Consider the following 25,538-nt stretch of genomic DNA (forward strand, 5'->3'; position numbering starts at 1 on the left):
GTACGGGAGACGGCAGGCGGAAGCCGGCCGAGCCGAGCCGGAACGCGGTGGGCGCTCGCGCTCGGCGCGGCCGGCTTCCGCCTTGCCGGGAACCGCCCCCCTATCCCCGCAACAGGTCAGCGAGGACCGTGGCCTGACTGATGTCGGCGCGTTTCGTCGCCGTCAGAAGCGTCAGCTTCCGCTTCCTCGCCAGATCGCGCAGATGAGTCAGCGCCTCGGCGCGATCGCTCTCCGACAGCTCGTTCCGGTAGCGGCGGCCGAACTCCTCGAATCTGTCGGGGTCATGGGCGTACCACTTGCGCAAGTCGGTCGACGGGGCCACGGCCTTGCACCATTCGTCCAGGTCCGCCTTCTCCTTGGAGAGACCTCGCGGCCAGATGCCGTCGACCAGCACCCGCGCCCCGTCCCGGTCCGACGGGTCCTCGTAGACCCGTCGCACTTCCACTCTCGGCCGGACCGTCATGCCTGCTGCCCGCCTTCGCCGTACCGCTTCTCGAATTTGGCGACCTGGCCTTCCGCGTCGACCACCCGCGCCTTCCCCGTGTAGAAGGGATGGCTCTCCGCGGAGATCTCCACATCGATCACCGGGTACGTCTGCCCGTCGTCCCAGGCGATGGTCTCGTCGCTCCCGGCCGTGGACCTGGTGAGAAACGCGTATCCGGCGGAGCGGTCGCGGAAGACGACCGGCCCGTACGAGGGGTGCTTGTCCTCTTTCATCTGCTACTCCTTGCCGGTCGGGCGCGGGTGTACTTCGAGCGGCGGTACGTGCGCCTGATGGCCTCCCGACGCCAGCATGCGCACCTCGCCACCCTGATTGATCTCCGCACGCACGATGCCTGTTCCGTCGGCGTAGACCGGGGCACCGCTCGCGCCGGTCATCGTGGTGCGCCGGACGAGGACGGTGTCGCTTCCCTCGCCGGGTGTGTTGAACACGAGCTCGTAGCTTTCCGGAAAATCAGGTGTGTTCATGGTTGGCTCACGCTTCCCGGTTGAGCTGCGCCCTTTCCGGGCGCGCCCCAGTACGTGCACGGGCGCGCCGACCGGAGCCCCGTACACACCACGATGCCGGGTTTCGCCGGGCCACGCATGCCGAGATGCACGGAGAGTGAGAGAGCGCGTGCCGCTTCCACGGTGCGTGAGCACCGGGGATGCGGTCCGCAGCGGTCCCTGGTTCGCTGGGAGAACCCCTTTCCACGACCCTTCCAGACCACCAGGAGCTGTGATGAGCGGTGCGGGCGAGAGCGGCAGCCGGGTCCAGCAGATGCGGGCCAAGGCGCAGGACCTGAAGCAGGCGGCCGAGCAGACGACCGATCCGGAGGAGCGGCGCCGGCTCAAGGAGAAGGCCGGCAGGCTGGACCGGCAGAGCGAGCAGGAGAGCAGCATGGCGGCCGGGGACATCTATCCGTCCGAGTGACGGCGTTCGGCGGGCTCTGTCCGTTACCCCGCGGCCCGGTAGGGGCGGAAGAACTCCCGCAGTTCCTCCGCGTAGAGCTCCGGCTCCTCGAACGGCGCGAAGTGCCCGCCCCGCGCCGGTTCGGTCACACGCACGGTGTTCGCCGTGCGGTCGAGCCAGGCCCGCGGCGGGAGGACGATGTCGCCGGGGAAGAGCGAGAAGCCGGACGGTACTTCGACCCGGCGGGCATGCTGTGCGGGCGGGATCGCGCCGTTGGCGCGGTACATGCGCATCGACGAACCGATGGTCTCGGTGAGCCAGTAGAGCGTGACGTTCGTGAGGATCTCGTCCTTGGTGAAGCTCCGCTCGATGTCCCCGCCGCAGTCGCTCCAGGACCGGAGCTTCTCGACGATCCACGCGGCGAGCCCGGCCGGTGAGTCGGTCAGTCCGAAGGCGGGGGTCTGGGGCTTCGTACGGTGCATGGCGGCGTACGCGCCCTCCGCCGCGCCCCAGGCCGCGCCGCCTTCGAGCCAGGCACGCTCCTCGGGCGTCAGGTCCGCCGGGTCGCCGGTGAAGACCGGCAGGCCCCCGTCGGTGCGGTGGACGGCCACGACCCGGCCGGGGTGGTCGAGCCCGAGGTAACGGCTGACATGGCTGCCGATGTCCCCGCCCGCCGCACCGAACCGCGCATAGCCGAGAACGTCCATGAGTTCGGCCCACAGACCGGCGACGGCGATCGAGTCGAGGGGCGGCCCCGAGGGGCGTTCGGAGTATCCGTAACCAGGCATGTCGGGCACGATCACGTCGAAAGCGTCCGCGGGGTCGGCTCCGTGGGCGCCGGGGTCGGTCAGCAGCGGGACGACTTTCGAGTAACGCCAGAACGAGTCCGGCCAGCCGTGGCACAGGACCAGCGGAAGGACGGGCCCGGTGGGCGCCGCGGCCCGGGCGTGTACGAAGTGGATCCCGAGGCCGCCGAGCGGGACGCGGTAGCGGGGCAGCCGGGCGAGCGCCGCTTCCTGCGCCGGCCAGTCGAAGCCGTCCGCCCAGTAGGCGACGAGTTCGCGGAGGTAGGCCAGGTCGGTTCCGAGCGACCAGCCGGCGTCATCGGGCGCGTCCGGCCAGCGCGTGGCACGCAGCCGGGTACGGAGATCCTCCAGGGCCGCGGGGGAGGCCCGCGGGGTGAACGGCTCGGGGCGGGGCGCGGTGTCCGGCATGGCAGCCAGCCTATGCGTCGGCCGCTGGAACTGCTGCCCTGCCGGCACTTCGACGCCAGGTCCTAGCGGTTCAGCCGGGCGAGGACGAGGTTGGGGTCCTTGTCCGTGACGTAGGCGGCACTGCCGACGTAGACGGTGTTGCCGCGCAGCGCGATGGAGGTGGGGTTCTGGAGGCCGTCGGCTCCGGTCAGGACGGTGGAGTGGGAGCCGTCGGGCTGGATGAGGGCGACCTCGCTGGGACCGTTCAGCGCGGCGAGGATCTGGTCGCCGCGGCCGGTGAAGGCGAAGTCGTCGATCCCGGTCAGCCCGGTGGCCGTGGTCCGGACCGGGCCGCCGCGCCCGTCACGGCCGATGGGGATACGCAGCACGGTGCCCTTGTCGAGGTTCGTCGCCCAGAGCGCCCCGCCATGGACCTTCAGGCCGTTGGCGCCGAGGAATCCGGTGGCGGCCAGCTCGGGGGCGGTCGACCACGCGGTGGGCGCGCCACCGGTGACGGGCACGCTCCAGATGGTGCCGAGGACGGAGTCGGTGACGTAGAGGGTCCCCGTCCGCGGGTCAAGGGCCAGGCCGTTGGGCAGGCCGGCCGGGGGCAGCGCGGCGATCCGCCGCGGTGTGCCGCCGGGGCGCAGACGCCATACGCCGGTCAGGTCGGCGGTGCCGGTGGCGTACAGGAAGTACAGGGTGCCGTCGTGGGTGCGGACGATGCCGGAGGTCAGGGGGAAGTTCAGGGCCGGGGTGTGCAGGCCGCCGCCGGCGGGCAGGGGCAGGGTGGCCAGGGTGTGGACGGTGCCGCCGGGGGAGATCCGGGCGATCTGGCGGGCCTTGGCGAAGGTGACGTACGCACTGCCGTCGGGGGCCAGGGCGATGTTCTCCGGTGTCTGGTCCTTCGACAGGTCGAAATGGAGCGCGGTCCGTGCGTTGCTCAGCGGGGCGGAGACGGCGGACGCAGGAGCCGGACCGATCGTGGGGAGCACGATCGCGGACAGCACAGCGGCCGCAGCGGCGGTCTTGGACAGCTTCTTGAACATGATGCCTTCACTGTTTTCGGGCGTGCGGCAGCGGTACGCCGGCGCACGGTCGGATGGATGGCTGCTGCCCGGGGCGTCATACGCCGGGGGCAGCTTCGGGCTCCGGGCGGCGGCCTGGTGTCGGCCGTGCCCGGGTGGATGGGTGTGCCCGAGTGGATGGGTGGGCCCGGGTGATGAGTGTGTCCGGGCGGGTGCCCTTGAGCGGGTGCCCTGAGCGGGCGTCCTCGGGTTGGTAGGTGGTTGCGGGGCCGGCCTGTTGTCCGGCAGTGGGCCGGGTCAGTGGGCCTCGGCCCGGGTACCCGGTCGCGCCGGGTCGCCCTGGACGGTGCCCCCGGCGGTGAGCTGGGAGAGCAGGGCCAGCGTGGTCCGCGCGGGGGAGCCGGCCTGCGTGGTGGCGACCACGATGTTCTGGTCGGGCCCCTGGCCCAGGGTCTGTTGTGTGACGGTCAGCGGGCCGACCAGCGGATGCCGCATCCCGTAGGAGGCAACGGCACATGCCTTGACGCGGTGGTCGGCCCACATCGAGGCGAAGTCCGTGCTCTTCGCGCTCAGTTCACCCACCAGCGCGTGCAGCGCGGCGTCGTCCGGGTGCCGGCCGGCCACCAGACGCAGATTCCCCACCACGGCCCTCGCCTTGCTCGGCCAGTCCGCGTACAGGTCACGGGTATGGGCGTCGAGGAACACCAGCCGGGCCATGTTGGGGCGCTCGGCAGGCCGGTCCGGGGCCCCGGGGTCCAGGTGTGCGGCGAACAGCGCGTGGCCCAGCCGGTTCCACGCCAGGACGTCGCTCCGGCGGCCGGTCACGATCGCCGGGACGTCCGCCAGCGCGTCGAGCAACTGGCCGGTCGCCGCGGTCACCTGCTCGGGTGCCGGACGCCGGCCCCGGCCGGGGCCCTTGGCCGACCGGGCCAGGTTGTGCAGGTGCAGGCGCTCGGACTCGTCCAGGCGCAGCGCCCGGGCGATGGCCTCCAGGACCTCCGGTGAGGCGTTCAGCGACTGCCCCTGTTCCAGCCGGGTGTAGTAGGAGCTGCTCACCCCCGCCAGCAGCGCCAGCTCCTCGCGCCGAAGCCCCGGCACCCGCCGCCGCTCCCCGTAGGTGGGTATCCCGAGATCCTCAGGAAGCAGCTGGGAGCGCCGCGTCCGCAGGAAATCCCCGAGCTGCACTTGTGCGTTCATGGATCCGAGTATGGGCCCGGCCGCACCGGACAGCCTGCCCCTGCTGGGGATAGGCACCGGCGGGTCCGGCTCCCCGGCACGACCGGGTTTCCGGTCCGGTGAGCGGACCGAAGCCATTCCGCCGGCCGGCTCCGCCGCGGACAATCCGTGTGCGGGACGACCGCGGTTGTGCTCATGAAACAATCGAAGACGGCACCTTGCTTGTCGGTGAACTGATCAATTACTGGATCGCACAGGGGGTCCGCGGTGGCTGAGACGGCGTCCGAGTCTGTCGTGTACATCGTGGACGACGACCGGGAACTGTGCGCTTCGCTCGCCTGGCTGCTGGAGTCGGTCGCCATCCGGTCGCGGTGCTTCTCCGACGCCAAGTCCTTCCTGGACTCCTGCGACCCGGAGCAACCCGCCTGCGTCGTCCTGGACGTACGGATGCCGGAGATCAGCGGGTTCGGCCTGCAGGAACTCCTGAACCGGGCCGGATCCGTGCTCCCGGTCATCTTCGTCTCCGCGCACGGTGACATCAGGATGTCGGTACGGGCGCTGCAGAGGGGGGCCGTGGACTTCCTGGAGAAGCCCTACGACCCGCAGCACATGATCGAGGTCGTTCAGTCGGCGCTGCGCACCGCCGAGGAACGGTTCGCGGCGGCGGCCCGGCGGCGCGGCCTCCTGGAGCGCCTCGACGGCCTGACGTCCCGCGAGAGCGAGGTCCTGGACCTGGTGATCGACGGGGCGCCCAGCAAACACATCGCCGCCCGGCTCGGCATCAGCGCGAAGACCGTCGATGTGCACCGCACCCGTATCCGGGAGAAGACCGGGGCGGAGTCCCTCGCCACCCTGGTGCGCGATGTGCTCCGGGCGGGGCTGCGGCTGCCGACCCCGTAACCACGAGGAACCCCCATGTGCCCTCCGGAACCGGCCGACTACCAGGCGTTGGTCCAGGCCCTCAAGTACTGCGTGCTGGTGCACGACGCCGAGACCAAAGAGATCGTCTGGGCGAACAGAGCGGCCTGTGAGCTGCTGGAGTTCACAGTCGACGAGCTGAAGCCGCTCAAGGCCCCGGACATGAGCGGCAACGCCCGGCAGTACAGGCGCGAGATCGGTGTGGCCTGGCTGCAACGGGCCGTCGATCACGGGGAGAGCGCCACCGAGTGGTGCTACCGGTCCAAGCGGGGCGACGAAGTCCTCACCGAGGCCATCGCGATCCGGGTGAACCTGTCGTCCCGCCCCATCGTGATGGTTCAGTTCCGGGACATCGCCGAGGAGAAGGCGACTCAGCGCGACCTGTTCAGGACCGAGGGCCGGCTCCAGGCGTTCCTGCGCAACCTCGACGAAGGCATCGTGGTCCTGGACGACGACCGGACGGTGATCTTCGCCAGTGAGTCGGCAGCCAAGCTGCTGGACACGGACGTCGCCGAGCTGCGCGGAGCCGACTTCGGGCAGTACTGCGACGCGGCGTCGTACGCGGAGCTGAACGAGGTCGTCGCACGGACGCTGACGGGCTCTCCGCCCCAGGACTCGCGGTACCGGCTCGCCGCCCCCGGCGGTGCTCCCCGGTGGTACGCCGGGACCTGTCAGTACATCGAGATCGAGAGCGATCTCCGCGGACATCTGCTGCTGTTCCACGACATCTCGGAGCGGGTGCGCGCCGAGGAGGAACACCGCAGGGACACCCAGCACCTCAACCACCTGGCCCGCTACAACGCCATGGGCGACATGGCCATGGCCGTGGCACACGAGGTCAGCCAGCCCCTGGCGGCCGCCTTCAACTTCGTCGAGGGTGCCCGCGGCAGGCTGGACTCCGCCCCGGGGGCGGGCGCGTCGGTGGGCTGGGGGCTCGACAACGCCAAACGGCAGATCGGCCGGGCGAGCCGGATTCTGAAGAGCCTGCGGCAGTACGTGGTCCGACTCGAACAGTCCGAGCAGCTCATCGACCTCAACACGATCGTCGCGGACTGTCTCTACTTCATCGAACTACGGGCCGCTCAGCACTCCGTCGTTCTGACCATGGACCTCGCCGACGAGCCGCTTCCGGTCCGCTGCGAGAACGTCCTCATCGGACAGGTCGTCATGAACCTCGCCTTCAACGCGATCGACGAGATGTCCCGGTGGCCGGAGGACCGGCGGAGAGTCGAGCTGGTCACGCGACGCTCGGCCGACGACCACGCCGAACTCACCGTCCTCGACCACGGTCAGGGACTCTCCGCCATCCCCGGCGGCCAGATCTTCGAGGGTGTCTTCACCTCGAAGGAGAACGGGAACGCCATCGGTCTCGCGCTGAGCCACCGCATCATCACCCGGCACCGCGGCCGCATCAGCGCGAACGAGAACGAACCTCAGGGCGCGGTCTTCTCCTTCGCGCTCCCCTTCGGCTCCGGCGCGTAAAGAATTCCTTACCCCGGTACGGGAATTGCGCACAACCACGCCAGTGAATCCCAATGGCGGGACATCCGCCCGCGGAAATAGCCTCGATGTGTACTCGCCGACAGGGAGCCCCACACCGAAAAACGAGGAGACCCGTGTGCTGACCTTCGAGGATACGCTGGCGCAAGTGGCCCGGCGGCGCGCAGAATTCACCGCCGGGCACCATGTGCCGCGCGACATGATCGAGGAGTTCAAACGGACCGGCATCTACCGGGCCGCCACCCCGAAACGCTTCGGCGGTGACGCGCTGCCGCCGAGTGACTTCCTCCGCGCCGTCGAGCGGATCTCCGAGGTGGACGGCTCGGCGGGCTGGGTCGCCAGCTTCGGCTCCGCCTCGGTCTATCTCGCGGCCCTGCCGCTGGACACCCAGGCCGAGCTGTACGCGGACGGCCCCGACGTGGTGTTCGCCGGCGGGCTCTTCCCCCTCCAGCCGGCCGAGCCCGTCGACGGCGGCTTCAAGGTCAGCGGGCGCTGGAAGTTCTCCAGCGGGTGCAAGGGCGCGGACGTCCTGGGCGTGGGGATCGGGGTGGGCGGCGGGGGGCCGGGAAAGCCGCGGACCGCGGTGCTCCGCCCCGGACAGGTCGAGATCGTGGAGAACTGGGACGTGGTCGGTCTCGAAGGGACCGGAAGCCACGACCTCAGCGTCGACGGTGTCACCGTCCCCGAGGAGTGGACGTTCGTACGCGGCGGCGAGCCGACCGTCGACGAACCCCTCTACCGCTACCCGACGATCGCGTACGCGGCGCAGGTGCTGGCCGTGGTCAACCTGGGCGTCGCCCGTGCCGCACTCGACCACGCCATCCGCGTCGGCAGCGGCGCGGGCGGGATCACGGGCGCGCCGGTCCCCGCCGACCGCCCGTACTTCCGTACCGCGGTCGCCAGGGCGGAGGCGGAGCTGCGATCGGTCCGCGCCTTCTTCTACGAGATGACCGACGAGGTGTACGAGGCCGTGGCCGGCGGTGCGACCGCGACGGACGAGCAGACGGGTCTGCTCCGGCTCGCCGCCGCACACGCGGCGAAGGTGGGCTTCGACGTCGTACGCGCCGCCTACACCGTGTGCGGGACCGCGGCCATCCATACGGGGAACCCGATGCAGCGCTATCTGCGTGACGCGTCGGTGGTGCCCCAGCACGCCTTCCTGACGGAGGGCATGTACGACGGCGCCGGGGCCGTCCTGACGGGCGTCAAGCCCTTCCCCGGCTTCGTGTGACCCAGTCCAGCCGAGGGCGCCGGCCCTCCCGAGAGCGAAGGAAGACCATGTCCGAAACAACCGCCACCCCGCTCCGAGTGCTCTTCTGCATCGGCATCAACCAGAACTTCTTCGACCTTCCCACCGGACAGGGCGGCCCGGTGTGGGAGGCGTTCACCGGAATGATGACCGCGCTGGGAGAACTGCCCGGCGTCACCGTCATCGGGGACATGGACGACGACCAGCACATGGTCGGCCCGTCCGCCTCCTGGCCCTGGACGTCCTACATCCTCGCGGACGTCCCCGACCAGCAGACCGTCGCCGCCGCCTGCAACCTGTTCAGGACCACACGCGTCGGCGAACACTCCCTGTGGCGTTACGCCCAGGTCGAGGCCCGTATCGGCCGTCCGCTCACCACGCCCGCGAGCATGGCAGTGGAGGCAGGACAGTGACCTCCGGCACCAGCGGGCCGCCTGCCGGGGCCGCACACAGCAGGCGCGGACCCGGCTCCGCGGTGGCCGTCGTGACCGGTGCGGCCGGCGGCCTCGGACAGGTGATCGCGGCCCGGCTGCACGAGCAGGGTTACCGGGTCGCGCTCACCGACCTTTCCGGCGAGCGGGCTGAACGGGCCGCGTCCGCACTGGATCCCAGTGGCGGGACCGCCGTCGGGCTGTGTCTCGACGTACGGATCAAGGCCGACTTCGAGCGGGTCAGGGACGCGATCACCGCACGCTGGGGCGAGGTCCATGTGCTGGTGAACAACGCGGGGGTCTCGAAGGCCGAGCCGCTGATGGACATCACACCGGAGAGCTTCTCGTCCGTCGTGTCGACCAACCTCGACGGTGCGTTCTTCGGCAGTCAGGTGTTCGGCGCGTACTTCGCGGGCCGCGGGCACGGCCGCATCGTCAACGTCGCCTCGCTCGCGGGCCAGAACGGCGGTACGGCCACCGGTGCGCACTACGCGGCGGCCAAGGGCGGCGTCGCCACCCTGACCAAGGTCTTCGCACGCGATCTGGCCGACCGGGGCGTCACCGTGAACGCCGTGTCCCCGGGGCCGCTCGACGTTCCCGCCGTGTACGAGATCGTCGGGCCTGAGCGGATCGAGGGGATGAAGGAGAACATCCCGGTGGGCGACCTGCTCTCGCCCCGGTTCGTCGCCGACGCGGTCGCACTGCTGGCCGCGGAGCACGCGGGATCGGTGACCGGAGCCTGCTGGGACGTCAACGGCGGTCTGTACATGCGCTGACGCGCGCCCGGCCGGGGGAGAGCGGACAGGGAAGCCGCTCGACCCGGTAGTCAAGCTATGCATCGCTCGATCGAGGAGATGACACGTGATGACGACTATGAGCCCGACCCGGGCGGACTTCCGTGAGGCGATGGCGCACCTGCCGGCAGCCGTCAACATCCTCACCACGGACGGCTCCGGCGGCCGGTGCGGGATCACGGTCAGCGCGGTGTGCTCGGTCACCGACTCGCCCCCCACGGTGCTGGTCTGCGTGAACCGGAGCAGCGCCACGCACGACCTGTTCAGCGCCAACAGCCGCGTGTGCCTGAACGTGCTCGGCGGCGAACACGAGGAACTCGCCCTGCACTTCTCCGGCGCCACGAAGGTGCCGATGGAGGAGCGCTTCTCCTGGGACATCTGGGAGCCCGACGAGACCGTCCCCGTACTCCGCGACGCACTCGTCAGCATCGTCGGCACCATTCGCGACCGCAGGCCCACGGGCTCGCACACCGTGATGTTCGTGGAGACCGAGCGGATCAACATCCGGCAGGGCGGCGACAGTCTCGTCTACTTCAACCGGCGCTTCCACCGGCTGGACTCCGCCGCGTGAGGCGAATGGCCGTTGTGCCGGCCGCGGGTATTCGCCCGTGGCCGGCCGGGTGGCATTGATATCACCAGCGTCTCAATACCGGCTGAACCGGTATTGGCCGTGCCCGGAATCCGGCCCTAGGCTGAGGTGCATTCGAGGGGGCTTTTGATGGAACTCAAGCACTTTCGGTATTTTGTGGCCGTCGCTGAAACGCGTCATTTCGGAAAGGCAGCCGAACGGCTGCACATGGCCCAGCCGCCGCTCTCCCAGGCGATTCGCCGCCTGGAGGCGGAACTGGGTGTGGAGTTGTTCACCCGCACGACCCGGCAGGTCACGCTGACCGGTGCCGGCGAGGTGTTCCGCACCGATGTGCAGCGGATCCTCAAAGCCGTCGACGACGCCGTGGCCAGAGTCGGGCGCTTCACCTCCGGGACGGAGGGAGTACTCCGGATCGGCCTGACGGGATCCGCCTCGTACCGCCAACTGCCCTCACTGGCACGGCTGGTGAAGCTGGAGATGCCGCACGCACTGCTGGAGGTGCACACCGAGATGCTGACGCCCGCCCAGGAGAAGGGACTTGCCGAGCGGCGCATCGATGTCGGAGTCCTGCGCCCGCCGGTGCGGGAGGACGGGATCACCCACCGCCCCATCGCCGAGGAACCCCTGGTCGCGGCCGTCCCCGCGGAGCACCGGCTCGCCGGGGCGGGCTCCGTACGGGTGGAACAGCTGCGGCACGAGAACTTCATCATGTACGGGGCCACGCTCGGTTCCGTCGTCCACGACCTGGTCGTACGCAGCTGTCTTGCCTCCGGCTTCTCTCCGCACTGCGCCTACGAGGTCACCGAGACCTCGGCCGCCCTGGCGCTGGTCGCCGCGGGACTCGGTGTGGCCGTGCTCCCGGACTCGATCCGCTCCGCGCCCCGCGAAGGGGTGCTGTGCAAGGAGATCGAAGGCGCGCTGTCCGTCCGGCTCGACCTGGCCTGGCGGACGGACGACGAGTCGCCGCTGCTGCGGAATCTCCTGAAAGTGCTCGAACGGAACGACGTATTTCTTGAAGGAGCGGCATGAAGATCGTCAAGGTGGAGGCAGTGCCCTTTGCCATTCCCTACAAGAAGCCGCTGAAATTCGCGAGCGGTGAGGTGCACAGCGCCGACCACGTCCTGGTGAGGGTGCACACCGACCAGGGGCTGACCGGAAGCGCCGAGGCCCCGCCCCGCCCCTACACCTACGGCGAGACCCAGGAATCGATCGTCGCGGTGATCGACAAGATCTTCGCGCCGCAGATCCTGGGGCTGACGGCCCTGGAGCGAGAAGCGGTCCACGGCAAGCTCGACCGGACCGTCGGCAACCCCACTGCCAAGGCGGCGGTCGACATGGCCCTGTGGGACATCCTCGGCCAGGCCGCGGGCCTGCCGGTCTCCGGACTGCTCGGCGGCTACACCGACCGCATGCGGGTGAGCCACATGGTCGGGTTCGCTCCCACCGACCGCATGGTGGCCGAGGCCGAACGGATCCGGGACACCTACGGCATCACCACGTTCAAGGTGAAGGTCGGCCGGCAGCCCTACCGCGCCGACGTCGAAGCCTGCCGGGCGCTGCGCGAGGCGCTGGGGCCGGAGACCGAGCTCTACATCGACGGCAACCGTGGCTGGAGCGCGTCCGACTCGGCGCGTGCCCTGCGTGAGATGGCCGACCTCGGCCTGACCTTCGCCGAGGAACTCTGCCCCGCCGACGACGTGTTGGGCCGGCGCCGGCTGGTCGCCCAGTGCCCGGTCCCCTTCATCGCCGATGAGAGCGCCACCCGCCCCGCCGAGGTGACCCGTGAACTCCTCGGCGGCTCCGCCACCGCCATCAGTATCAAGACCGCCCGCACGGGGTTCACGACTTCCCAGCGTGTACTGCACCAGTGCGAGGGGCTTGGCGTCGAGACCGTGATGGGCAGTCAGATCGACGGCCAGCTCGGCACGTTGTGCACCGTGGCCTTCGGCGCCGCCCACCGTACGTCCTCCGCGCACGCCGGTGAGCTGTCCAACTTCCTCGACATGACCGACGACCTGCTCACCGAGCCGCTCACCATCGCGGACGGCACCCTGCGCGTCCGCGAGGGCGCCGGACTCGGAATCGACATCGACCCCGACAAGCTGGCCCGCTACCGCCAGGACCGCTGACCGGCGCATCCGCCGCAGGACAACCGACAGACAAGGAACGGCACAGTGACCGACATCAGCACGGACCAGCCCGCCGAGCAGCCCGCCGACCAGCCCGCCGAGCAGGCCACCGCGGCCGCCTCCGGCGCCGCCGCCACCGAGCGGTTCCGTACACATGCGAAGCAGAACTCCGGCACCACCGACACCGACACCCGCCGCGTGGACACCCTGGTCTCCGAACTCCTCGCCGCCACCCACGCCGTCATCCGGCGCCACCAGGTCACCTACGCCGAGTACGACGCGCTCAAGGCGTGGCTGATCCAGGTCGGCCAGGACGGTGAGTGGCCGCTCTTCCTCGACGTATGGATCGAGCACGTGGTCGAGGAGGTCGCAGGCGAGAGCCGGGAGGGCAGCAAGGGCACCATCGAAGGCCCGTACTACGTCCCGGACGCCCCGCGCCTGCCCGCCGACGCGACCCTCCCCATGCGCGACGACGAGGAAGGCACCCCGCTCCTCTTCCAGGGGCAGGTCACATCCGTGGACGGAACCGCGCTGGCGGGCGCCACGGTCGAGATGTGGCACGCCGACAACGACGGCTACTACGCGCAGTTCGCCCCCGGCCTGCCCGAGTGGAACCTGCGAGGCACGGTCATAGCCGACGACCAGGGCAACTTCAGGATCCACACCATCGAGCCCGCGCCCTACCGGATTCCCACCGACGGTTCCTGCGGCCGGCTCATCGCCGCCGCGGGCTGGCACGCCTGGCGCCCCGCGCACCTCCACCTGAAGGTGTCGGCCCCCGGGCACCAGCGCGTCACCACCCAGCTGTACTTCAAGGGCGGCAGCCACGTCCAGGACGACATCGCCTCCGCGGTGAAGCCCGAGCTGATCCTCGACCCCGCACCCGCGGCGGACGGCAACGGCCGCGACGTCACCTACGACTTCGTGCTCGACAAGGCGTGACACAGCAAGCGAACCGATCGGCGACGGCAGAGGACACAGGCATGCTCTTCGCAGTGAAGATGGACGTCGGGATACCCCGGGACCTCGACGAACAGGTCCGTGCGGACCTGGTGGACCGGGAGAAGACGTACTGCCAGGAATTGCAGAAGGCGGGCACCTGGCGCCATATCTGGCGGTGCGCCGGACAGTACGCCAACCTGAGCATCTTCGATGTGGCCGACAACGAGGAACTGCATCGCATCCTGTGGAACCTGCCGCTCTTCCCGTTCATGACGATCGACATCACCCCACTGACTCAGCATCCGTCCGATCTGGCAGCCGGTGCTCAGTGACCCCCGGCCGTCTGCTGCACCACGAGATCTCCGGGCCCGCGGACGCACCCCTGCTCGTACTCGGCCCCTCCCTGGGCACCTCGATGACGGTCTGGGAGCCGCACCTGACCGCGCTGGCCACAGCCTTCCGCGTGCTGCGCTTCGACCTTCCCGGCCATGGCGGCTCCCCGGCCACCCTGCTGCGGGACACCGGGCCCGGCCGTACGACAGTGGAGGAACTCGCGCAACTGGTCCTGGCCCTGGCCGATGAACTGGCCTACGACGAGTTCCACTACGCGGGCATCTCCCTGGGCGGTGCCATCGGCGCGCGGATCGCGGCCCGCTGTCCCGGGCGAGTCGCCTCACTGGCCCTGGTCTGCACGTCCGCCCACTTCGGAGAGCCCGGCCCCTGGCGGGAGCGTGCCGAACTGGTGCGGCTGAAGGGCACGGCGCCCCTGCTCGCCACCAGTCCCGGCCGGTGGTTCGCCGATCCGCACCAGGCCGGCACACCTCTCGGGCGGGCTCTGCTGAAGAACCTCGCCGACGCCGACCCCAGGGGTTACGCGGCCTGCTGCGACGCCCTCGCCACCTATGACCTGCGGGCCGAGCTGACACACATCACGGCGCCGACCCTGGTCATCGGCGGCTCCCAGGACACAGCCACCCCGCTGCACCACGCCGAGGAGCTCGCGGCCGGTATCCCGCACGCCACTCTGAGGACGGTCGACTGCGGACACCTCGCGATGGAACAGCCCGGGGCGGTGGCGCTCGCCCTGGACACGCTCCTCCGGCCGGACCGGGCCATGCGCTCCCCGGCCGGCCCCGGCACCGGCGGACCGCGTTCCGTACCCGGCTGAACCGCCCGTTCCCTCGGCGGCCGCCCGCGTTTCGGCTACTGCCGTGCGCGGGCGGCCTGTTCGACGGCATGACCGAGGGCGAAGAGCTGTTCCGGGCGGTCCGGATGCCCGATGAGCTGTAGCCCCAGCGGCATGCCACGGCGGTCCTGGTGACCCGGTACGGACAGGGCGGGCAGGCCAAGGAGCTGCCACGGCCGGCTCAGTACGGGGGACCCGGTGGCTGCCAGCCCCTTCGGCGCGGGACTCGGGGCGGCCGGGCCGAGAACGGCGTCGACGTCGGTGAGCAGCGACAGCATCCCGGCGCGTCCCTCCTCGGCGACGGACAGCGCGCGGTGGTAGTCCCCGGTCGTGATGCTGCGGCCGTGCGCCAGAAGCTCGTTGAGCGGTGGGCTCAACAAATCAGGGCGGGCGCCTTCCGGTGCCAGCGTACGAGCGGCCTCGTACGCCATGACGGTGGTGTGGGCCTCGACCAGCCGGGGAGTCCGTGCGGGCCAGTCCACCTCAACCAGCACCGCACCGCTCGCCACGGCATCCCCGGCGGCCAGCGCCAGAGCGGCCCGCATGTCAGCTGCGATCTCGGCCAGTTCGGTGCCCGGCCACACCGCCAACCTGGGGTGCGCGGGTGGTTCAAAAGTGCCGCCGAGCGGACCGGCGCCGGTCAGGGCCGCGTAGGCGTACCGGAGATCGGCGACGGTGGCGGTGAGCAGCCCGGCCGCGTCGAGGCTGTGGGACAGGCCCACGAACCCGGTGGTGTCGAGCGGGCCCCCGACCGGAGCCACGAACCCGGCGACCCCGCAGTACGCGGCCGGCCGGATCAGCGAGCCGGCGGTCTGGCTGCCGAGAGCCAGGGGAACCACACCCGCCGCGACCGCGGCCGCTGAACCGCTGGACGAACCGCCGGGTGTGTGTGCCGGGTTGTGCGGATTCCTGGTCGGGCCGGGGGAGAAGTAGGCGAACTCGGTGGTGACCGTCTTGCCCAAGGGCACGGCACCGAGTTTCCTGAGCGCCTCGACCAGCGGAGCGTCGGCCCCGGCCACCCGGCCGCGCCGTAGCGGGGATCCGCACTCGGTGGGCAGGGCACGGACGTCGATGATGTCCTTGACCCCGAACGGAATGCCGTGCAGGGGGCCGCCCGCCGGCGCGCCATCGAGCTGCCGGGCGGCGGACAGAGCCCCGGTGCGGTCGACCCGTACCCATGCCCGCACTTCGGGCTCCGTACGGTCGAGGTGCTCCAGTGCGCCGCCGATCACCTCGCTGGGGCTCAGCTCGCCCGTGGCAACCCGCTCCGCCAGGGCGGACAGGGTCCTCTCCTGCGGTACTGCCCGCATCGGGTGTCTCTCCTTCCGGGGACGCCCCGGGGGTGTTCATCCCGAGGCGTCCCCTGTCACAGGGTCGGTCAATGAGGCGGGCTAGAGTTCCAGCACGAGGCGGCCCGTCCTGGCCCGTGACACGCACGCGGCGATCTGCTCGCCCGCCTCTTTCTCCTTGCGGGTCAGACAGTTGTCGCGGTGTTCCGGTACCCCGTCGAGGACCGTGAGCACACAGGTGCCGCAGATGCCCTCGCGGCAGGACGTGTCCACCATGATGCCGCCGTCCTCCAGGACCTCGACGATGCTGCGTCCTGGCGGGACGCGGAACACCTCACCGGTGTCCAGCTCCACCTCGAACTCGCCACCCGCATCGGCCGTCGGCTCCTGGGCCTGGAAGTGCTCGCAGTGGACGTGGTCCGCCGCCGGTGACCCGGTCGCGGCATCGGCGACACGTCGCATGAACTCCTTGGGACCGCAGGTGTAGATGTGCGTACCGCAGTCCACGTCCGACAGCACCTCGGCCAGTACCCGGGGCTGTTCGCTGCGCTCGACCCCGAAGTGGAACTCGGCGTCGGCGCTGAACGCCGGGCTCTCCAGCAGCGGCACGAACGCCGCGCTCTCCCGGCTGGTGGCGAAGTAGTGCAACCTGAACGGGCTTCCCGTACGGCGTAGTCGGTGCGCCATGCTGAGCAGCGGCGTGATGCCGATGCCGGCCGCGAGCAGCACGTGCCGACGGGCTGTCGGCTCGATGCCGAAGAGGTTCCGTGGCTCGCTGATGGTGAGTTCGTCACCTGCCTCGATCTGGTCGTGCAGCGCTGCGGAGCCGCCTCGGGAGCACTCCTCCCGCTTGACCGCGATCAGGTAGGAGCCGACCTCGTCGGGCGGGCCGCACAGTGAGTACTGCCTGGTGGTCCCACCGGGGCCCAGGACGTCCACATGCGCCCCCGCCTCGTACGGCGCGAACGGGCGGCCGTCGCTGCGCCGCAGCCGGAAGCACTTCACCTTGCTGGTTTCGGCCGTGGTCTCGCTGACCGTGACTCTGATCATCCTCGCCTCATCTACAGCAGGAAGCCGGACGCGTTGACGGCGTTCTCGGAGTTGATGAGCCGGATGATCTTCGTCTGGATCAGTGGCTCGGGTCCGTCGATGCGGATGCGGTGGGTGAGGTCCGCGCCGAGTACCTGGGTCGTGTCGTGCTTGTGGCCGACGAGTACTTGTGCGGAGCTGAGCTCGACGGTGTGGTCGTCGGCGGCTGTGACGACGAAGCGGGACACGGTCCGTACCGTGCGCGCGGCGGCCACCGCGGAGATGGAGTAGCCGGTGGTGAGGCGTTCGATGCGCATGCGGCGCATACGGTCGTCGTCGTAGACCATGTTCAGGGTGGCTGCGAAGTCATCGGTGTCGGGGTCGATGGGGATGACGTAGGTGCCGCCCGGGGCCCACAGCCGGTCCCACTCCTGGTACTTCTTGTCGTCCAGGAGCCGGGCCTCGCGCCAGATCAGCTCGACGGCCGCGGTGGCCCGGGGGTCGGTGAGCCCCCACACCGGTCGCGCAAGGGTGTGTTCACTGGTCATCGGTCATCATCCTCTTCCACATCGCGTATGCCTCGCGCATGCCTGTCTCGTCGGTCGAGTGGGCGGTGCGGTCGCCGTTCTGGTCTTCCGTCTCGCGCGAGAGCCCGCGGTTGACGAGGATCGGGAGGCCGGGTCCGGCCGCCGCGCCGCGCTGGACCCGGTCCCAGGCTTCGGAGTCGTCGGATGTGCCGAATCCGAAGGGCCCCTGGAAGTGCTCGTGGATCCGCAGGCGTTCGCGGTTGACGATCTCGGGTCCGCCGTCGAGGCCCAGGGCCAGGTGCCGGATCTCCGTCTCGGTCACGGAGAGCGGGCGCAGTACCCGCAGGAACGACATCGACATCGCGACGTTGGGGAACAGGTTGAGGTTGAATCCCGCGCCGTGCATCGAGCGCACGATGCGGCGTACCTTCGCCGGTTCGAAGTCGCGTGAGAGGTCGTCGACGATGTGGGCGAAGCGCTCCTGCAGGGGCTCGGTGCCGTCGTCGTCATCGAGGTCGACGTGTTCGGGCACCATGATCATCACGCTGTGTCCGTTGCCGAGGGAGTGCGTGACCGCCTTCTCGTCGGTCATGAACGACAGCATGTCCGCCGTCTCGGCGTCGACCGACGACATCCAGGACCGGTGCACGATCGGGAAGTGGTATCCGTCGGTGGTGTTCTCCAGCTGGATCTTCCAGTTGCCCCGGAAACGGAACGTGTGCTCGCCCTGCACCTTGACCGGGTATCCGGCCCCCTGCTTCATGAACAGGTCCATCCAGTGCCTGGCAGGTCCCAGGAAGTCCGCCAGTGGTTCGACGCCGGGATCGAGACTGGCGAAGACCATCCCCGCGTAGCTGTCCACCTTCAGCCGGTGCAGCCCCAGGTCCTTCTTCTCCAGCACGTCCTCGTAGCCGTCCGGGTACGGGATGCCCCGCAGCTTCCCGTCCAGCGCATACGACCACGCGTGATACGGACAGGTGAAACCGTTCCCGTTGCCCTTGGGCGTCTCGCACAGGCTCGCCCCACGGTGACGGCACCGGTTCAGCAGAACATTGATCCCCCCACGCCGGTCCCGCGTCACGATGACCGGCTGACGGCCCACCACCGCCCTCTTGAAATCCCCGGCCCGCGGAATCTCACTCTCGTGCGCCACCCACACCCAGGTGCGGTGGAACACACGGTCCATCTCTGCCTCGAACACCCCCGGATCCGTGTAGAGGGAGACATCCACCCGGTCGTGCCCGACCAGGCCGGCTGTGTCGCCGCCGGTGTGACCGGTTGCAGCTGGTGTGTTCATTGCGTCATTCCCCTTGAGTTCGTGGGTTCGGCCCGGTCGTCCCATACGGCGACGGCCGTCCAGTAGTCGCTTCCGTCGGCCCGGATCCCGTGCTGCCACTCGGTGGTTCTGCGCAGGGTGGGCTCGACGGCGGCGCAGGCGGCGTCCGCTCCGGCGGGGCCTTCCTCCGCTGTCTGCCAATGGACCCAGTTCAGTTCTCTGCCGTCGCGGTCGTGCAGGAACAGATCCACGTGATGCCAGCCGTAGTCACGGACGTCCCGGTAGCAGGTGAGGAGCATCGCCCGGCCGTCCTGCGCCGTCATCGCGTCGTCACCTCCTGGAGGCCGGTCACCAGGGCCGGTCCCAGCTCCGCGTCGAAGACCCGCCGGGTGCGGAAGCGGGAGATCAGAGCCCTGGCCCCTTCGGTATCCCGTGCGCTGTCCCCTTCGCTGTGCTCTTCGATCCGGAAGTCCAGCTCCAGCCGGGCCACGACGAGTTCGGCCGCACCGGACTCGTACCGGGACAACTGCTGCATCAGCCACTTCCCCCGGACCTCGTTGTACGCGGCGTGCGTCGTGCCGTGCTGGAGCAGGTGGACGTTCGCCTGGAATCGGCCGTTCGGGGGCAGATGGGCCGAGAGCATCGCGGCGATGGCCCCGGCCCCGGTCGTCCGGCCGAACTTCGCGGCGTAGAGCGGCCCGACGCCCTCCCACACGGCATCCGGCGTGAACAGATCCTCCAGGCGGCCTGTCGTGTCCGGCGGCCGGGGGACGTCACAGAGCTCCAGGTAGCGGGTCAGCACCTCGTGCGCCAAGGATTCGGGTGACCGTGGAACGGCACTGTTCGAGGGCATGGGTGAACAGCCTCCTTTCTGTGATGGGGGAACTGGTGGTGGCGGGCTGGGGCGCCGGAGCCGTGCGGGCCGGCCGTGCGGGGGCCGGTCAGGCCGTTCGGGCCGCGGCCGCCGCTGCGGATTCCTGCGGCGTCCCGCCCTCGTCGAGGGCCTGCGCGCGGGTCTCGGGAGCGGCCGCGAGGGCGATGATGGTGACCACGCCCATACCGATCAGGAACAGGGAGATCGGCCAGGACGCGCCCGCCCAGGCGAGCAGCGCGGTGGCGATGATGGGGGAGAAGCCACCGGCGACCATCGAGGCGAGCTCATGCCCGAAGGCGACCCCGCTGTAGCGCACCCGGCTGTCGAACAGCTCGGTGAAGAGCGCCGGCTGGGTGCCGATCATCGCACCGTGGCAGACCACGGCCGCCACGAACACGGCCACGAACACCAGGACGGGATTGCGTGAGTCGAACATCGCGAAGAAGGGGTAGGCCCACACGATCATCGCGATCGCACCACCCATATAGACCGGACGGCGTCCGACGCGGTCGGAGAGCGCCCCCCACACCGGCATCGCGAACGACTCGAACAGCATGCCCACCACGACCGCGGCGAGCACGAGACCGCCGTTCAGCCCGATCTTGGTCGCGTACGTGAGGCAGAAGGTGAGGAAGACGTAGATCGCGCCGTTCTCGGCGATGCGCGCGCCGAAGGTGATCAGTACGGACTTGGGGTGGCTGCGGACGACGTCGAGGATCGGGGCCCTGGTCCTCTCGGGTTCCGGAGTCCTCTGCTGGAACGCCGGTGTCTCCATGACCCGGAGCCGGATCAGCAGCCCCACGGCGGTGAGCAGGATGCCGGACATGAACAGGATCCGCCAGCCCCACGCGAGGAAGGACTCCGTGCCTGCCACGGCGTGGACCAGCGAGTAGGCCGACGCGGAGAGCACGAACCCGAGCCCGACCCCGGTCTGGCTCCAGGCCGAGTAGAAGCCGCGGCGGTGGTCAGGTGCGTGCTCGCTGACGATCAGCACGCCCCCGCCCCACTCGCCGCCGGCGGCGATGCCCTGCACGATCCGCAGCGCGACCAGCAGCACCGGGGCCCACACCCCGATGGTGGCGTAACTCGGCAGTACGCCGATCAGGAAGGTCGCGACGCCCATGATGCCGAGAGTGACGGCCAGCACCGACTTGCGGCCGATCCGGTCGCCGAAGTGCCCGAACACGATTCCGCCCAGCGGCCTGGCGAGGAACCCCGCCGCGTTGGTGCCGAAGGCGGCGATGGTGCCCACCAGCGGATCGAAGGTGGGGAAGAAAAGGGTGTTGAACACGAGGGCGGCAGCGGTGCCGTAGAGAAAGAAGTCGTACCACTCCAGCGTGCTGCCGACCAGGCTCGCCATCACCGCCCTGCGCACCTCACGCGGCACACCATTCGAATCCGCCATGCTCACCCTCCAACCGCAGCTCCGGAACAGGTCATCAACTGCGGCCCGGCTGCTCATGGATTGTTCGCGACGACCCCGGCGGGGGAAATGGCATTGGTCCGGTCAACGGACCGAAAGGTCGGCGATGTTGTCGGCGGTGTTCAGTGGTCAGTCGTTCACGGACTCGAAATCCCTTGTCACCGCGCGGCCGGCCGCTGTGACCACGGGGGCGAGCCGTGGCACGTCCAGCCGGTCGATCGGCCCGGTCACGGTGAACGTCGCCACGGCGACACCCCTGGCGAAGACCGGCGCGGCGACCGCCCCGTACCCGACGACGAGCTCCTGACGGTCGATGGCGTAGCCCTGCCGACGTGTCCGGTCCAGCTCGGCCTCCAGCCGCGCGGGCTCCGTGATGGTCCACGGAGTACGGCGACGCAGCGGTGATGCCATGACGCGCTCGCGTATCGCGGGATCGCCGAAGGCCAGCAGGGTCTTGCCCGACGCGCCGCAGTGGAACGGCACCCGGCCTTCCACCTGGGTCACGGCGACGCCGCCGCCTCGCTGGCTGAAGTACTTCTCGACGAAGAGGACGTCCTGGTCACCGGGGAAGGAGAGCACCACGGTTTCCCGGGTGGTGAGCGCCAGGTCCTCCAGGTACCGGGCCGCGATCAGCCGAAGGTCCCTGGTCCGGGGGACGCGCTGGCCCAGCTCGAAGAGCAGCGAGCCCAGTTCGTAGCGACGGCCGTGCCGGTTCAGCAGGCCGACACCGACCATCTCGGTGGCCACCCGGTGCACCGTGGTCTTCGCGAGCCCGGTCCGCCGCGCCAGCTCCGACAGACCGAGCACGGGCGCCCCGGTGCCGAAGGCGCCCAGGATCAGCCGCACCTTCCGCAGCAAGGAGTCGCCGTCAAGTCCGCTGCCCACCCCGGTCACCCGCTTCGCCCGAGACCCGATTGCCCAGGTGTCCAGGAGTGCTTCTGCGGTGTCGCACAGGACGGCGCCGTCAGCACCCCGGGGCGGTCGTGGTGGGCGCCGCGCGGATCGCGCCTCACAGTCCGCGCCAGACATTGGCGAAGGCCGCCTTCTCGATGGACCGCCGCTGCCGTACGGCCTCCAGCTCCATCAGCGCGTCGTGGACCACGGCCACCACGGTCGTCACCGCCTCGTCGTCGAAGCCGGGCTCGTCGCCCGACTGCTCGCCGTCGATGCCCACCGCCGAGGCGAGGGCGGCCAGGACGGGCTCCTCCGCCCTCCAGCGCTCGGCCGACCGGCGGTGCGCGGGAGTATCGACAGGTTCCACACGTTCCGGGCCGAAGGGCAGCCGGCCGCTCCGCCTCCGCGTCAGCTCGCCGTCCTCCTCGAGGGCGGCCTGGTACGCGGCCGAGAGGTCTCGGCCCCGGTGCCAGAGCCAGTCCTCGATCCGCTCGTGGGGCGGCTGCCGCGTGAGCCCCGCCGCGGCCTCGCTCATGAGCGGGTCGTCCAGCGCCGGCGGGGCGCCCGGCACGATGCGGTCGCCGTCCACGGCAACCGCTCCCGCGGCGATGAGATCGATCAGCTCGGCTCCCGCGAGCGCGAGCGACAGGTCACCCTGTCCCACCGAACGCTCCGGGTCCATGGCGATGATGAACAGGTCTTTTGCCGTGGTCATGAACGGCTCCCCTCGCAGACATGGACAGAGACGCGTCCCCACCGCCCGAACAGGGCCGGCCCGCGTCCGGGGCCGGCCCCGACAGCTGAGGCCGCGTGGTCAGGGTCGCACGGCAGCCCCGGCGGGCGGGGCCACCGGGGCGGACACAGGCCCGGGCAGGAGCCGCATGACGCGACCCACCGCCGCGAGCCTCTCGTCGACCGTGGCATCGCCGGGAACCTGGATTTTCGCCCCCGCGTAGGAGAACGCGCCTTCGGCGGCGCGGAGACAACGGCGTACCTCGCCGGCGTCCATGAGGGACGTGGGCTCGTCCTCGGTGAGGGGCAGGTGCGCGTCCGCCCACGGCCCCCCGAACTCGTTCGCGGCCGGGCCTGCGCCGGAGAACATGACGCCCTCCAACAGGCCGTCGGAGGCGAGCTGTGCAATCTGCGCGAGCGGCCGGCCCGGGGCCTGCGCCTCGACCGCCGAACGGCCCCAGTTGATGGTGATGCCGATCCCCCCTTCGCGTGCGAGGGGGATCTCGTCCTCCAGCGGCAGGAACCGCTTCTCGCCGGGCACGGCAGGCGCGTACGCGTCGCAGTGCTCCAGGACGAGCCGGGTGGACCAGGCGCCCGAGGCGGGTACGGCCGCCGCGATCTCGTCGAGAGAACGGGCGAACATCTCGCCGACCGCCGTCACCGATGGCGCAGTGTGGATGTGGAGGGCAGAGACCGACTGCTCGCCGGTGAGCTGGTTCAACTCCTCGGCGGCTGTACGGGCCTCGTGGAGGAATGCCACCGCCGCCCGGCGGCCGTCCTGGTCCCCGGAGGCGAGCCCGAAGGTGCCGGAGGCCCCCACACGCACCATCGTGCCGGGAATCAGGGTGATCACCGAGCGGGTGAAACAGCCGTGCAGCTGAGCGGCCAGCCAGCGAATGTCCTCACCGATGCCGTCGTCGCGGAACGGGATCTCCAGCCCGTCAGCGATCCTCCGGCCGGCGAGCCCTTCGTAGAAGCGTTCCTGGTCGGCGCGGAGGGAGGGCAGCGCCGCGTACGCGCCGACCAGAGCGGCGGGCCGTGCTGTGTTCATGGTGTGGGGTCTCCAGAGCTGAGGGGCGCGGGCGGTGCGGTGCGGGTGCCGGTGCGTGTGCTTCCCGACCGCCGACGCCGGCACGGTGAGGCTCGCCGGTCATGACCGGGTCGCGCCGAGTGCCCTGTCGAGGGGGTCGTAGTGAGCCGTGACCGCCGCGTGGAAGGCGCGGACGTCGCCTGCCTCGGCCGCGTCGAGCATGAGGCCGTGCGCTCGCGCCGTCTGATCCATGTCAGCCGCGACGGAGAGCCCCAGGGTGGGCACCACCACCGTGTGCACTTCCCAGAACGCGCTGACGAGCTGTCCGACCAGCGCGTTGTCCAGCCGTGCCAACAGCCCGGTGTGGAACGCGCGGTCCTGCTCCGGGAAGGTGCGCCCTTCCGCGGCCACGGCGACCATCTCGTCCACCAGCGCGTGCAGATCGGGGTTGAAGGTGCCGGTCAGGCTCGCCACGATGCGGATGGCCATACCGTGGTCGAGTACCTGGCGGATCTCGACCACGTCGCGCAGCGCACGCAGGTCGTCGCCCGCACTCAGAACCCCGCGGAAGACGAGCATCTCGACGAGAGCGTCGAGCGACATGGCGCCCACATAGGTGCCGTGGCCGTGGCGGACATCGACGATGCCGAGCGTCGACAGGGTGCGAACGGCTTCCCGCACGCTGGAGCGGGAGACACCGAGACGCTCGCACAGCTCGGCCTCCGTGGGCAGCGGGTCCCCGGGGCACAGGCCCTCGACCAGGATGAACTCCTTGATCTGGCCGGTGGTGGTTGCCCGCCGCGAGGTGCCTGCCCCGCGCGACACCTCGGGCGCGAGTGTCCTGAAGCTCCGCTGTGCTGCGGCCATTTTTGACCCCTTCGGTTCACGGTCCTGGAACGAGCCTACCCAAGATCAGACATCAGATGTTCTGGTATGGGTACTCAGTGTCGGGGAGCGCCCCGTGCGGCGCGCCCCAGTCCTCGAAATCCCAGCGGGATCGGACCGGGCACGGGACTAGTCGCAAGGCAAGGGAACGGTACTTGACCTGCGAAAACACTGGTCTTCAGCTTAAGGCACGGAGGCGCGGAGGCGCGGAGGCGCGGAGGCACGGAGGCGCGGAGGCGCGGAGGCACGGAGGCACGGAGGCGCGGAGGCACGGAGGCACCGACCGAGGCACCGAGGCACCGAGGCGCTTGGGGCGTTGACCTGGCGGCTTCCGGGACAGGCTCGTTCAGGCCAGGCGGTGTGCCGCGGTGTGGTGCCCGCGGTGAAGGAAGGCGAGGGCGGGTCATAGCCGTGTGGCCGTGCGGACCAGCCCGGCGAGGGCGAGGGAGCGGCTGTGCGCGGGCCAGGCGATGTGGGTGACGACGGGGGGTGCATCGGTCAGGGGGATGGCGGCGTGCTCCGCCCATAGCCAGGCGCGGGCCGAGTCGGGGAAGACGGCCAGGGTGCGTCCGAGGGCGATCAGCTGGGCCAGCTGTGTCTGGTCGTGGATCTCGGGGCCCGGCCCGGGCGGGTACGTGCCGTGGCGGGACCAGCGGGCGAGCGGAAGGCCGGGGATGTCGCCGACGTCGGCCAGGGACAGAGTCCTGCGCGCGGCGAGAGGGTGCGAGGCGGGCAGGACGGCGATCTGCCCCTCGGTCATCAGCTCCTCGCTGTCGAACCCGGCGAGGGAGTTGAACGGCGCGTGCATGAGCGCCACATCGGCGCGGCCGTCGCGCAGCATCTCTTCCTGCTCGCACGTGCCGCTCGGTAGCACCTCGATCTCGGCGGCGTCGGGTTCGGCCGCGTGGGCGTCGAGGAGCTTGTGCAGCAGCTCATGAGACGCGCCGGCCTTCACGGCCAGCACCAGGCGGTTGCGGGGGCCGCCCGGACTGTCGGCGCCACCGGCGCGGCGGGTGCGGCGAGCGGCGGCGGTGGTCGCGTCGAGGGCGGC

The 25,538-nt window shown here is 70.3% G+C and carries 30 protein-coding genes; 12 read left to right on the forward strand and 18 right to left on the reverse strand.

Annotation, left to right across the window (positions count from 1 at the left end):
* Positions 1–100: 100 nt before the first annotated feature.
* From G3I19_RS07290 to G3I19_RS07300, 3 genes are read right to left on the reverse strand one after another with little or no spacing between them, the layout of a single operon-like run.
* Positions 101–463: a DUF488 family protein gene (locus G3I19_RS07290; protein ID WP_164260766.1), complete on the reverse strand. Its 363-nt coding sequence runs from the start codon at positions 461–463 to the stop codon at positions 101–103.
* On the reverse strand, positions 460–717 hold the full coding sequence (locus G3I19_RS07295; RefSeq protein ID WP_164260769.1) for a type B 50S ribosomal protein L31: 258 nt from the start codon (positions 715–717) through the stop codon (positions 460–462). The genes G3I19_RS07290 and G3I19_RS07295 overlap by 4 nt, the downstream gene beginning before the upstream one ends.
* A gap of 3 nt (positions 718–720) precedes the next feature.
* Positions 721–969 (reverse strand): DUF6296 family protein, encoded by a 249-nt coding sequence (locus G3I19_RS07300; RefSeq protein WP_164260772.1) that lies wholly within the window; start codon positions 967–969, stop codon positions 721–723.
* A gap of 253 nt (positions 970–1,222) precedes the next feature.
* Between G3I19_RS07300 and G3I19_RS07305 the strand changes: the two genes are divergently transcribed.
* Positions 1,223–1,414, forward strand: a complete 192-nt coding sequence (locus G3I19_RS07305) for a DUF6381 family protein (RefSeq protein WP_164260775.1) — start codon at positions 1,223–1,225, stop codon at positions 1,412–1,414.
* A gap of 23 nt (positions 1,415–1,437) precedes the next feature.
* Here G3I19_RS07305 and G3I19_RS07310 read toward each other — a convergent pair whose 3' ends face one another.
* The 3 genes from G3I19_RS07310 to G3I19_RS07320 all read right to left on the reverse strand — a co-directional run bounded on the left by G3I19_RS07310 (position 1,438) and on the right by G3I19_RS07320 (position 4,811).
* Positions 1,438–2,607: an epoxide hydrolase family protein gene (locus G3I19_RS07310; RefSeq protein ID WP_164260778.1), complete on the reverse strand. Its 1,170-nt coding sequence runs from the start codon at positions 2,605–2,607 to the stop codon at positions 1,438–1,440.
* Positions 2,608–2,669: 62 nt separating this feature from the next.
* Positions 2,670–3,635: a hypothetical protein gene (locus tag G3I19_RS07315; RefSeq protein ID WP_164260781.1), complete on the reverse strand. Its 966-nt coding sequence runs from the start codon at positions 3,633–3,635 to the stop codon at positions 2,670–2,672.
* A gap of 276 nt (positions 3,636–3,911) precedes the next feature.
* Positions 3,912–4,811 (reverse strand): helix-turn-helix transcriptional regulator, encoded by a 900-nt coding sequence (locus tag G3I19_RS07320; protein ID WP_164260785.1) that lies wholly within the window; start codon positions 4,809–4,811, stop codon positions 3,912–3,914.
* Between the two features lie 246 nt (positions 4,812–5,057).
* On the opposite strand from G3I19_RS07320, the gene G3I19_RS38225 reads away from it, so the two are divergent.
* The 11 genes from G3I19_RS38225 (at position 5,058) to G3I19_RS07375 (ending at position 14,510) form a co-directional block, all read left to right on the forward strand.
* Complete coding sequence (locus G3I19_RS38225) at positions 5,058–5,690, forward strand: response regulator (RefSeq protein ID WP_164260788.1); 633 nt, start codon at positions 5,058–5,060, stop codon at positions 5,688–5,690.
* Positions 5,691–5,705: 15 nt separating this feature from the next.
* Positions 5,706–7,190, forward strand: coding sequence for a PAS domain S-box protein (locus G3I19_RS07330; protein WP_164260791.1), 1,485 nt, complete (start codon positions 5,706–5,708; stop codon positions 7,188–7,190).
* A gap of 136 nt (positions 7,191–7,326) precedes the next feature.
* Positions 7,327–8,439 carry an acyl-CoA dehydrogenase family protein gene (locus G3I19_RS07335; protein ID WP_343235014.1) on the forward strand — a complete coding sequence of 371 codons (1,113 nt, stop codon included), beginning with the start codon at positions 7,327–7,329 and terminating at the stop codon, positions 8,437–8,439.
* A 47-nt stretch (positions 8,440–8,486) separates the two neighbouring features.
* The gene (locus G3I19_RS07340; RefSeq protein ID WP_164260794.1) at positions 8,487–8,870 is read left to right on the forward strand and encodes a hypothetical protein; all 384 of its coding nucleotides are present in this window, start codon (positions 8,487–8,489) and stop codon (positions 8,868–8,870) included.
* Entirely contained in the window at positions 8,867–9,664 is a 798-nt protein-coding gene (locus G3I19_RS07345) for an SDR family oxidoreductase (RefSeq protein WP_164260796.1), read from the forward strand. The genes G3I19_RS07340 and G3I19_RS07345 overlap by 4 nt, the downstream gene beginning before the upstream one ends.
* 88 nt (positions 9,665–9,752) lie before the next feature.
* Positions 9,753–10,253 carry a flavin reductase gene (locus G3I19_RS07350; protein ID WP_164260798.1) on the forward strand — a complete coding sequence of 167 codons (501 nt, stop codon included), beginning with the start codon at positions 9,753–9,755 and terminating at the stop codon, positions 10,251–10,253.
* A gap of 147 nt (positions 10,254–10,400) precedes the next feature.
* Positions 10,401–11,300 carry a LysR substrate-binding domain-containing protein gene (locus G3I19_RS07355; RefSeq protein WP_164260801.1) on the forward strand — a complete coding sequence of 300 codons (900 nt, stop codon included), beginning with the start codon at positions 10,401–10,403 and terminating at the stop codon, positions 11,298–11,300.
* Positions 11,297–12,400, forward strand: a complete 1,104-nt coding sequence (locus tag G3I19_RS07360) for an enolase C-terminal domain-like protein (protein WP_164260804.1) — start codon at positions 11,297–11,299, stop codon at positions 12,398–12,400. The genes G3I19_RS07355 and G3I19_RS07360 overlap by 4 nt, the downstream gene beginning before the upstream one ends.
* Positions 12,401–12,454: 54 nt before the next feature.
* Entirely contained in the window at positions 12,455–13,342 is an 888-nt protein-coding gene (gene catA / locus G3I19_RS07365) for a catechol 1,2-dioxygenase (protein WP_164260852.1), read from the forward strand.
* A 41-nt stretch (positions 13,343–13,383) separates the two neighbouring features.
* Positions 13,384–13,674 (forward strand): muconolactone Delta-isomerase, encoded by a 291-nt coding sequence (gene catC / locus G3I19_RS07370; protein ID WP_164260807.1) that lies wholly within the window; start codon positions 13,384–13,386, stop codon positions 13,672–13,674.
* Positions 13,671–14,510 (forward strand): alpha/beta fold hydrolase, encoded by an 840-nt coding sequence (locus tag G3I19_RS07375; protein ID WP_343235015.1) that lies wholly within the window; start codon positions 13,671–13,673, stop codon positions 14,508–14,510. The genes catC and G3I19_RS07375 overlap by 4 nt, the downstream gene beginning before the upstream one ends.
* Before the next feature lie 35 nt (positions 14,511–14,545).
* Here the strand turns inward: G3I19_RS07375 and G3I19_RS07380 are convergent, their stop codons facing one another.
* The 12 genes from G3I19_RS07380 to G3I19_RS07435 all read right to left on the reverse strand — a co-directional run.
* Positions 14,546–15,838: an amidase gene (locus tag G3I19_RS07380; RefSeq protein WP_164260810.1), complete on the reverse strand. Its 1,293-nt coding sequence runs from the start codon at positions 15,836–15,838 to the stop codon at positions 14,546–14,548.
* Positions 15,839–15,919: 81 nt separating this feature from the next.
* Positions 15,920–16,867 (reverse strand): PDR/VanB family oxidoreductase, encoded by a 948-nt coding sequence (locus G3I19_RS07385; protein ID WP_164260813.1) that lies wholly within the window; start codon positions 16,865–16,867, stop codon positions 15,920–15,922.
* A gap of 11 nt (positions 16,868–16,878) precedes the next feature.
* Positions 16,879–17,394: an aromatic-ring-hydroxylating dioxygenase subunit beta gene (locus G3I19_RS07390; protein WP_164260816.1), complete on the reverse strand. Its 516-nt coding sequence runs from the start codon at positions 17,392–17,394 to the stop codon at positions 16,879–16,881.
* The gene (locus tag G3I19_RS07395; protein ID WP_164260821.1) at positions 17,384–18,670 is read right to left on the reverse strand and encodes an aromatic ring-hydroxylating dioxygenase subunit alpha; all 1,287 of its coding nucleotides are present in this window, start codon (positions 18,668–18,670) and stop codon (positions 17,384–17,386) included. Before G3I19_RS07395 ends, G3I19_RS07390 begins: the two co-directional genes overlap by 11 nt.
* Positions 18,667–18,972, reverse strand: coding sequence for a hypothetical protein (locus G3I19_RS07400; RefSeq protein WP_239074041.1), 306 nt, complete (start codon positions 18,970–18,972; stop codon positions 18,667–18,669). The genes G3I19_RS07395 and G3I19_RS07400 overlap by 4 nt, the downstream gene beginning before the upstream one ends.
* A complete protein-coding gene (locus G3I19_RS07405) occupies positions 18,969–19,502 on the reverse strand; it encodes a nuclear transport factor 2 family protein (protein WP_164260824.1) in 534 nt (177 codons plus the stop codon). The genes G3I19_RS07400 and G3I19_RS07405 overlap by 4 nt, the downstream gene beginning before the upstream one ends.
* 88 nt (positions 19,503–19,590) lie before the next feature.
* Positions 19,591–20,928 carry an MFS transporter gene (locus tag G3I19_RS07410; RefSeq protein ID WP_203599279.1) on the reverse strand — a complete coding sequence of 446 codons (1,338 nt, stop codon included), beginning with the start codon at positions 20,926–20,928 and terminating at the stop codon, positions 19,591–19,593.
* 147 nt (positions 20,929–21,075) lie between these two features.
* The gene (locus G3I19_RS07415; protein ID WP_164260830.1) at positions 21,076–21,831 is read right to left on the reverse strand and encodes an IclR family transcriptional regulator; all 756 of its coding nucleotides are present in this window, start codon (positions 21,829–21,831) and stop codon (positions 21,076–21,078) included.
* Positions 21,832–21,955: 124 nt separating this feature from the next.
* Positions 21,956–22,555 carry a GPP34 family phosphoprotein gene (locus G3I19_RS07420; protein WP_164260833.1) on the reverse strand — a complete coding sequence of 200 codons (600 nt, stop codon included), beginning with the start codon at positions 22,553–22,555 and terminating at the stop codon, positions 21,956–21,958.
* 99 nt (positions 22,556–22,654) lie between these two features.
* Complete coding sequence (locus G3I19_RS07425; RefSeq protein ID WP_164260837.1) at positions 22,655–23,623, reverse strand: DUF4862 family protein; 969 nt, start codon at positions 23,621–23,623, stop codon at positions 22,655–22,657.
* Between the two features lie 99 nt (positions 23,624–23,722).
* Positions 23,723–24,469: a GntR family transcriptional regulator gene (locus G3I19_RS07430; RefSeq protein WP_164260840.1), complete on the reverse strand. Its 747-nt coding sequence runs from the start codon at positions 24,467–24,469 to the stop codon at positions 23,723–23,725.
* 421 nt (positions 24,470–24,890) lie between these two features.
* Positions 24,891–25,538 (reverse strand): LysR substrate-binding domain-containing protein (locus G3I19_RS07435; RefSeq protein ID WP_164260843.1); only part of this gene is annotated, 648 nt, incomplete at its 5' end.

The sequence above is a fragment of the Streptomyces sp. SID10853 genome (assembly GCF_010548145.1).
Classification (GTDB): domain Bacteria; phylum Actinomycetota; class Actinomycetes; order Streptomycetales; family Streptomycetaceae; genus Streptomyces.

What these genes read in the sequence shown, in the direction of transcription:
- G3I19_RS07290 (WP_164260766.1), bottom strand. Translation starts at nt 463, where the DNA reads ATGACGGTCCGGCCGAGAGTGGAAGTGCGACGGGTCTACGAGGACCCG.
- G3I19_RS07295 (WP_164260769.1), bottom strand. Translation starts at nt 717, where the DNA reads ATGAAAGAGGACAAGCACCCCTCGTACGGGCCGGTCGTCTTCCGCGAC.
- G3I19_RS07300 (WP_164260772.1), bottom strand. Translation starts at nt 969, where the DNA reads ATGAACACACCTGATTTTCCGGAAAGCTACGAGCTCGTGTTCAACACA.
- G3I19_RS07305 (WP_164260775.1), top strand. Translation starts at nt 1,223, where the DNA reads ATGAGCGGTGCGGGCGAGAGCGGCAGCCGGGTCCAGCAGATGCGGGCC.
- G3I19_RS07310 (WP_164260778.1), bottom strand. Translation starts at nt 2,607, where the DNA reads ATGCCGGACACCGCGCCCCGCCCCGAGCCGTTCACCCCGCGGGCCTCC.
- G3I19_RS07315 (WP_164260781.1), bottom strand. Translation starts at nt 3,635, where the DNA reads ATGTTCAAGAAGCTGTCCAAGACCGCCGCTGCGGCCGCTGTGCTGTCC.
- G3I19_RS07320 (WP_164260785.1), bottom strand. Translation starts at nt 4,811, where the DNA reads ATGAACGCACAAGTGCAGCTCGGGGATTTCCTGCGGACGCGGCGCTCC.
- G3I19_RS07330 (WP_164260791.1), top strand. Translation starts at nt 5,706, where the DNA reads ATGTGCCCTCCGGAACCGGCCGACTACCAGGCGTTGGTCCAGGCCCTC.
- G3I19_RS07340 (WP_164260794.1), top strand. Translation starts at nt 8,487, where the DNA reads ATGTCCGAAACAACCGCCACCCCGCTCCGAGTGCTCTTCTGCATCGGC.
- G3I19_RS07350 (WP_164260798.1), top strand. Translation starts at nt 9,753, where the DNA reads ATGACGACTATGAGCCCGACCCGGGCGGACTTCCGTGAGGCGATGGCG.
- G3I19_RS07355 (WP_164260801.1), top strand. Translation starts at nt 10,401, where the DNA reads ATGGAACTCAAGCACTTTCGGTATTTTGTGGCCGTCGCTGAAACGCGT.
- G3I19_RS07360 (WP_164260804.1), top strand. Translation starts at nt 11,297, where the DNA reads ATGAAGATCGTCAAGGTGGAGGCAGTGCCCTTTGCCATTCCCTACAAG.
- catC (WP_164260807.1), top strand. Translation starts at nt 13,384, where the DNA reads ATGCTCTTCGCAGTGAAGATGGACGTCGGGATACCCCGGGACCTCGAC.
- G3I19_RS07380 (WP_164260810.1), bottom strand. Translation starts at nt 15,838, where the DNA reads ATGCGGGCAGTACCGCAGGAGAGGACCCTGTCCGCCCTGGCGGAGCGG.
- G3I19_RS07385 (WP_164260813.1), bottom strand. Translation starts at nt 16,867, where the DNA reads ATGATCAGAGTCACGGTCAGCGAGACCACGGCCGAAACCAGCAAGGTG.
- G3I19_RS07390 (WP_164260816.1), bottom strand. Translation starts at nt 17,394, where the DNA reads ATGACCAGTGAACACACCCTTGCGCGACCGGTGTGGGGGCTCACCGAC.
- G3I19_RS07395 (WP_164260821.1), bottom strand. Translation starts at nt 18,670, where the DNA reads ATGAACACACCAGCTGCAACCGGTCACACCGGCGGCGACACAGCCGGC.
- G3I19_RS07400 (WP_239074041.1), bottom strand. Translation starts at nt 18,972, where the DNA reads ATGACGGCGCAGGACGGCCGGGCGATGCTCCTCACCTGCTACCGGGAC.
- G3I19_RS07405 (WP_164260824.1), bottom strand. Translation starts at nt 19,502, where the DNA reads ATGCCCTCGAACAGTGCCGTTCCACGGTCACCCGAATCCTTGGCGCAC.
- G3I19_RS07410 (WP_203599279.1), bottom strand. Translation starts at nt 20,928, where the DNA reads ATGGCGGATTCGAATGGTGTGCCGCGTGAGGTGCGCAGGGCGGTGATG.
- G3I19_RS07420 (WP_164260833.1), bottom strand. Translation starts at nt 22,555, where the DNA reads ATGACCACGGCAAAAGACCTGTTCATCATCGCCATGGACCCGGAGCGT.
- G3I19_RS07425 (WP_164260837.1), bottom strand. Translation starts at nt 23,623, where the DNA reads ATGAACACAGCACGGCCCGCCGCTCTGGTCGGCGCGTACGCGGCGCTG.
- G3I19_RS07430 (WP_164260840.1), bottom strand. Translation starts at nt 24,469, where the DNA reads ATGGCCGCAGCACAGCGGAGCTTCAGGACACTCGCGCCCGAGGTGTCG.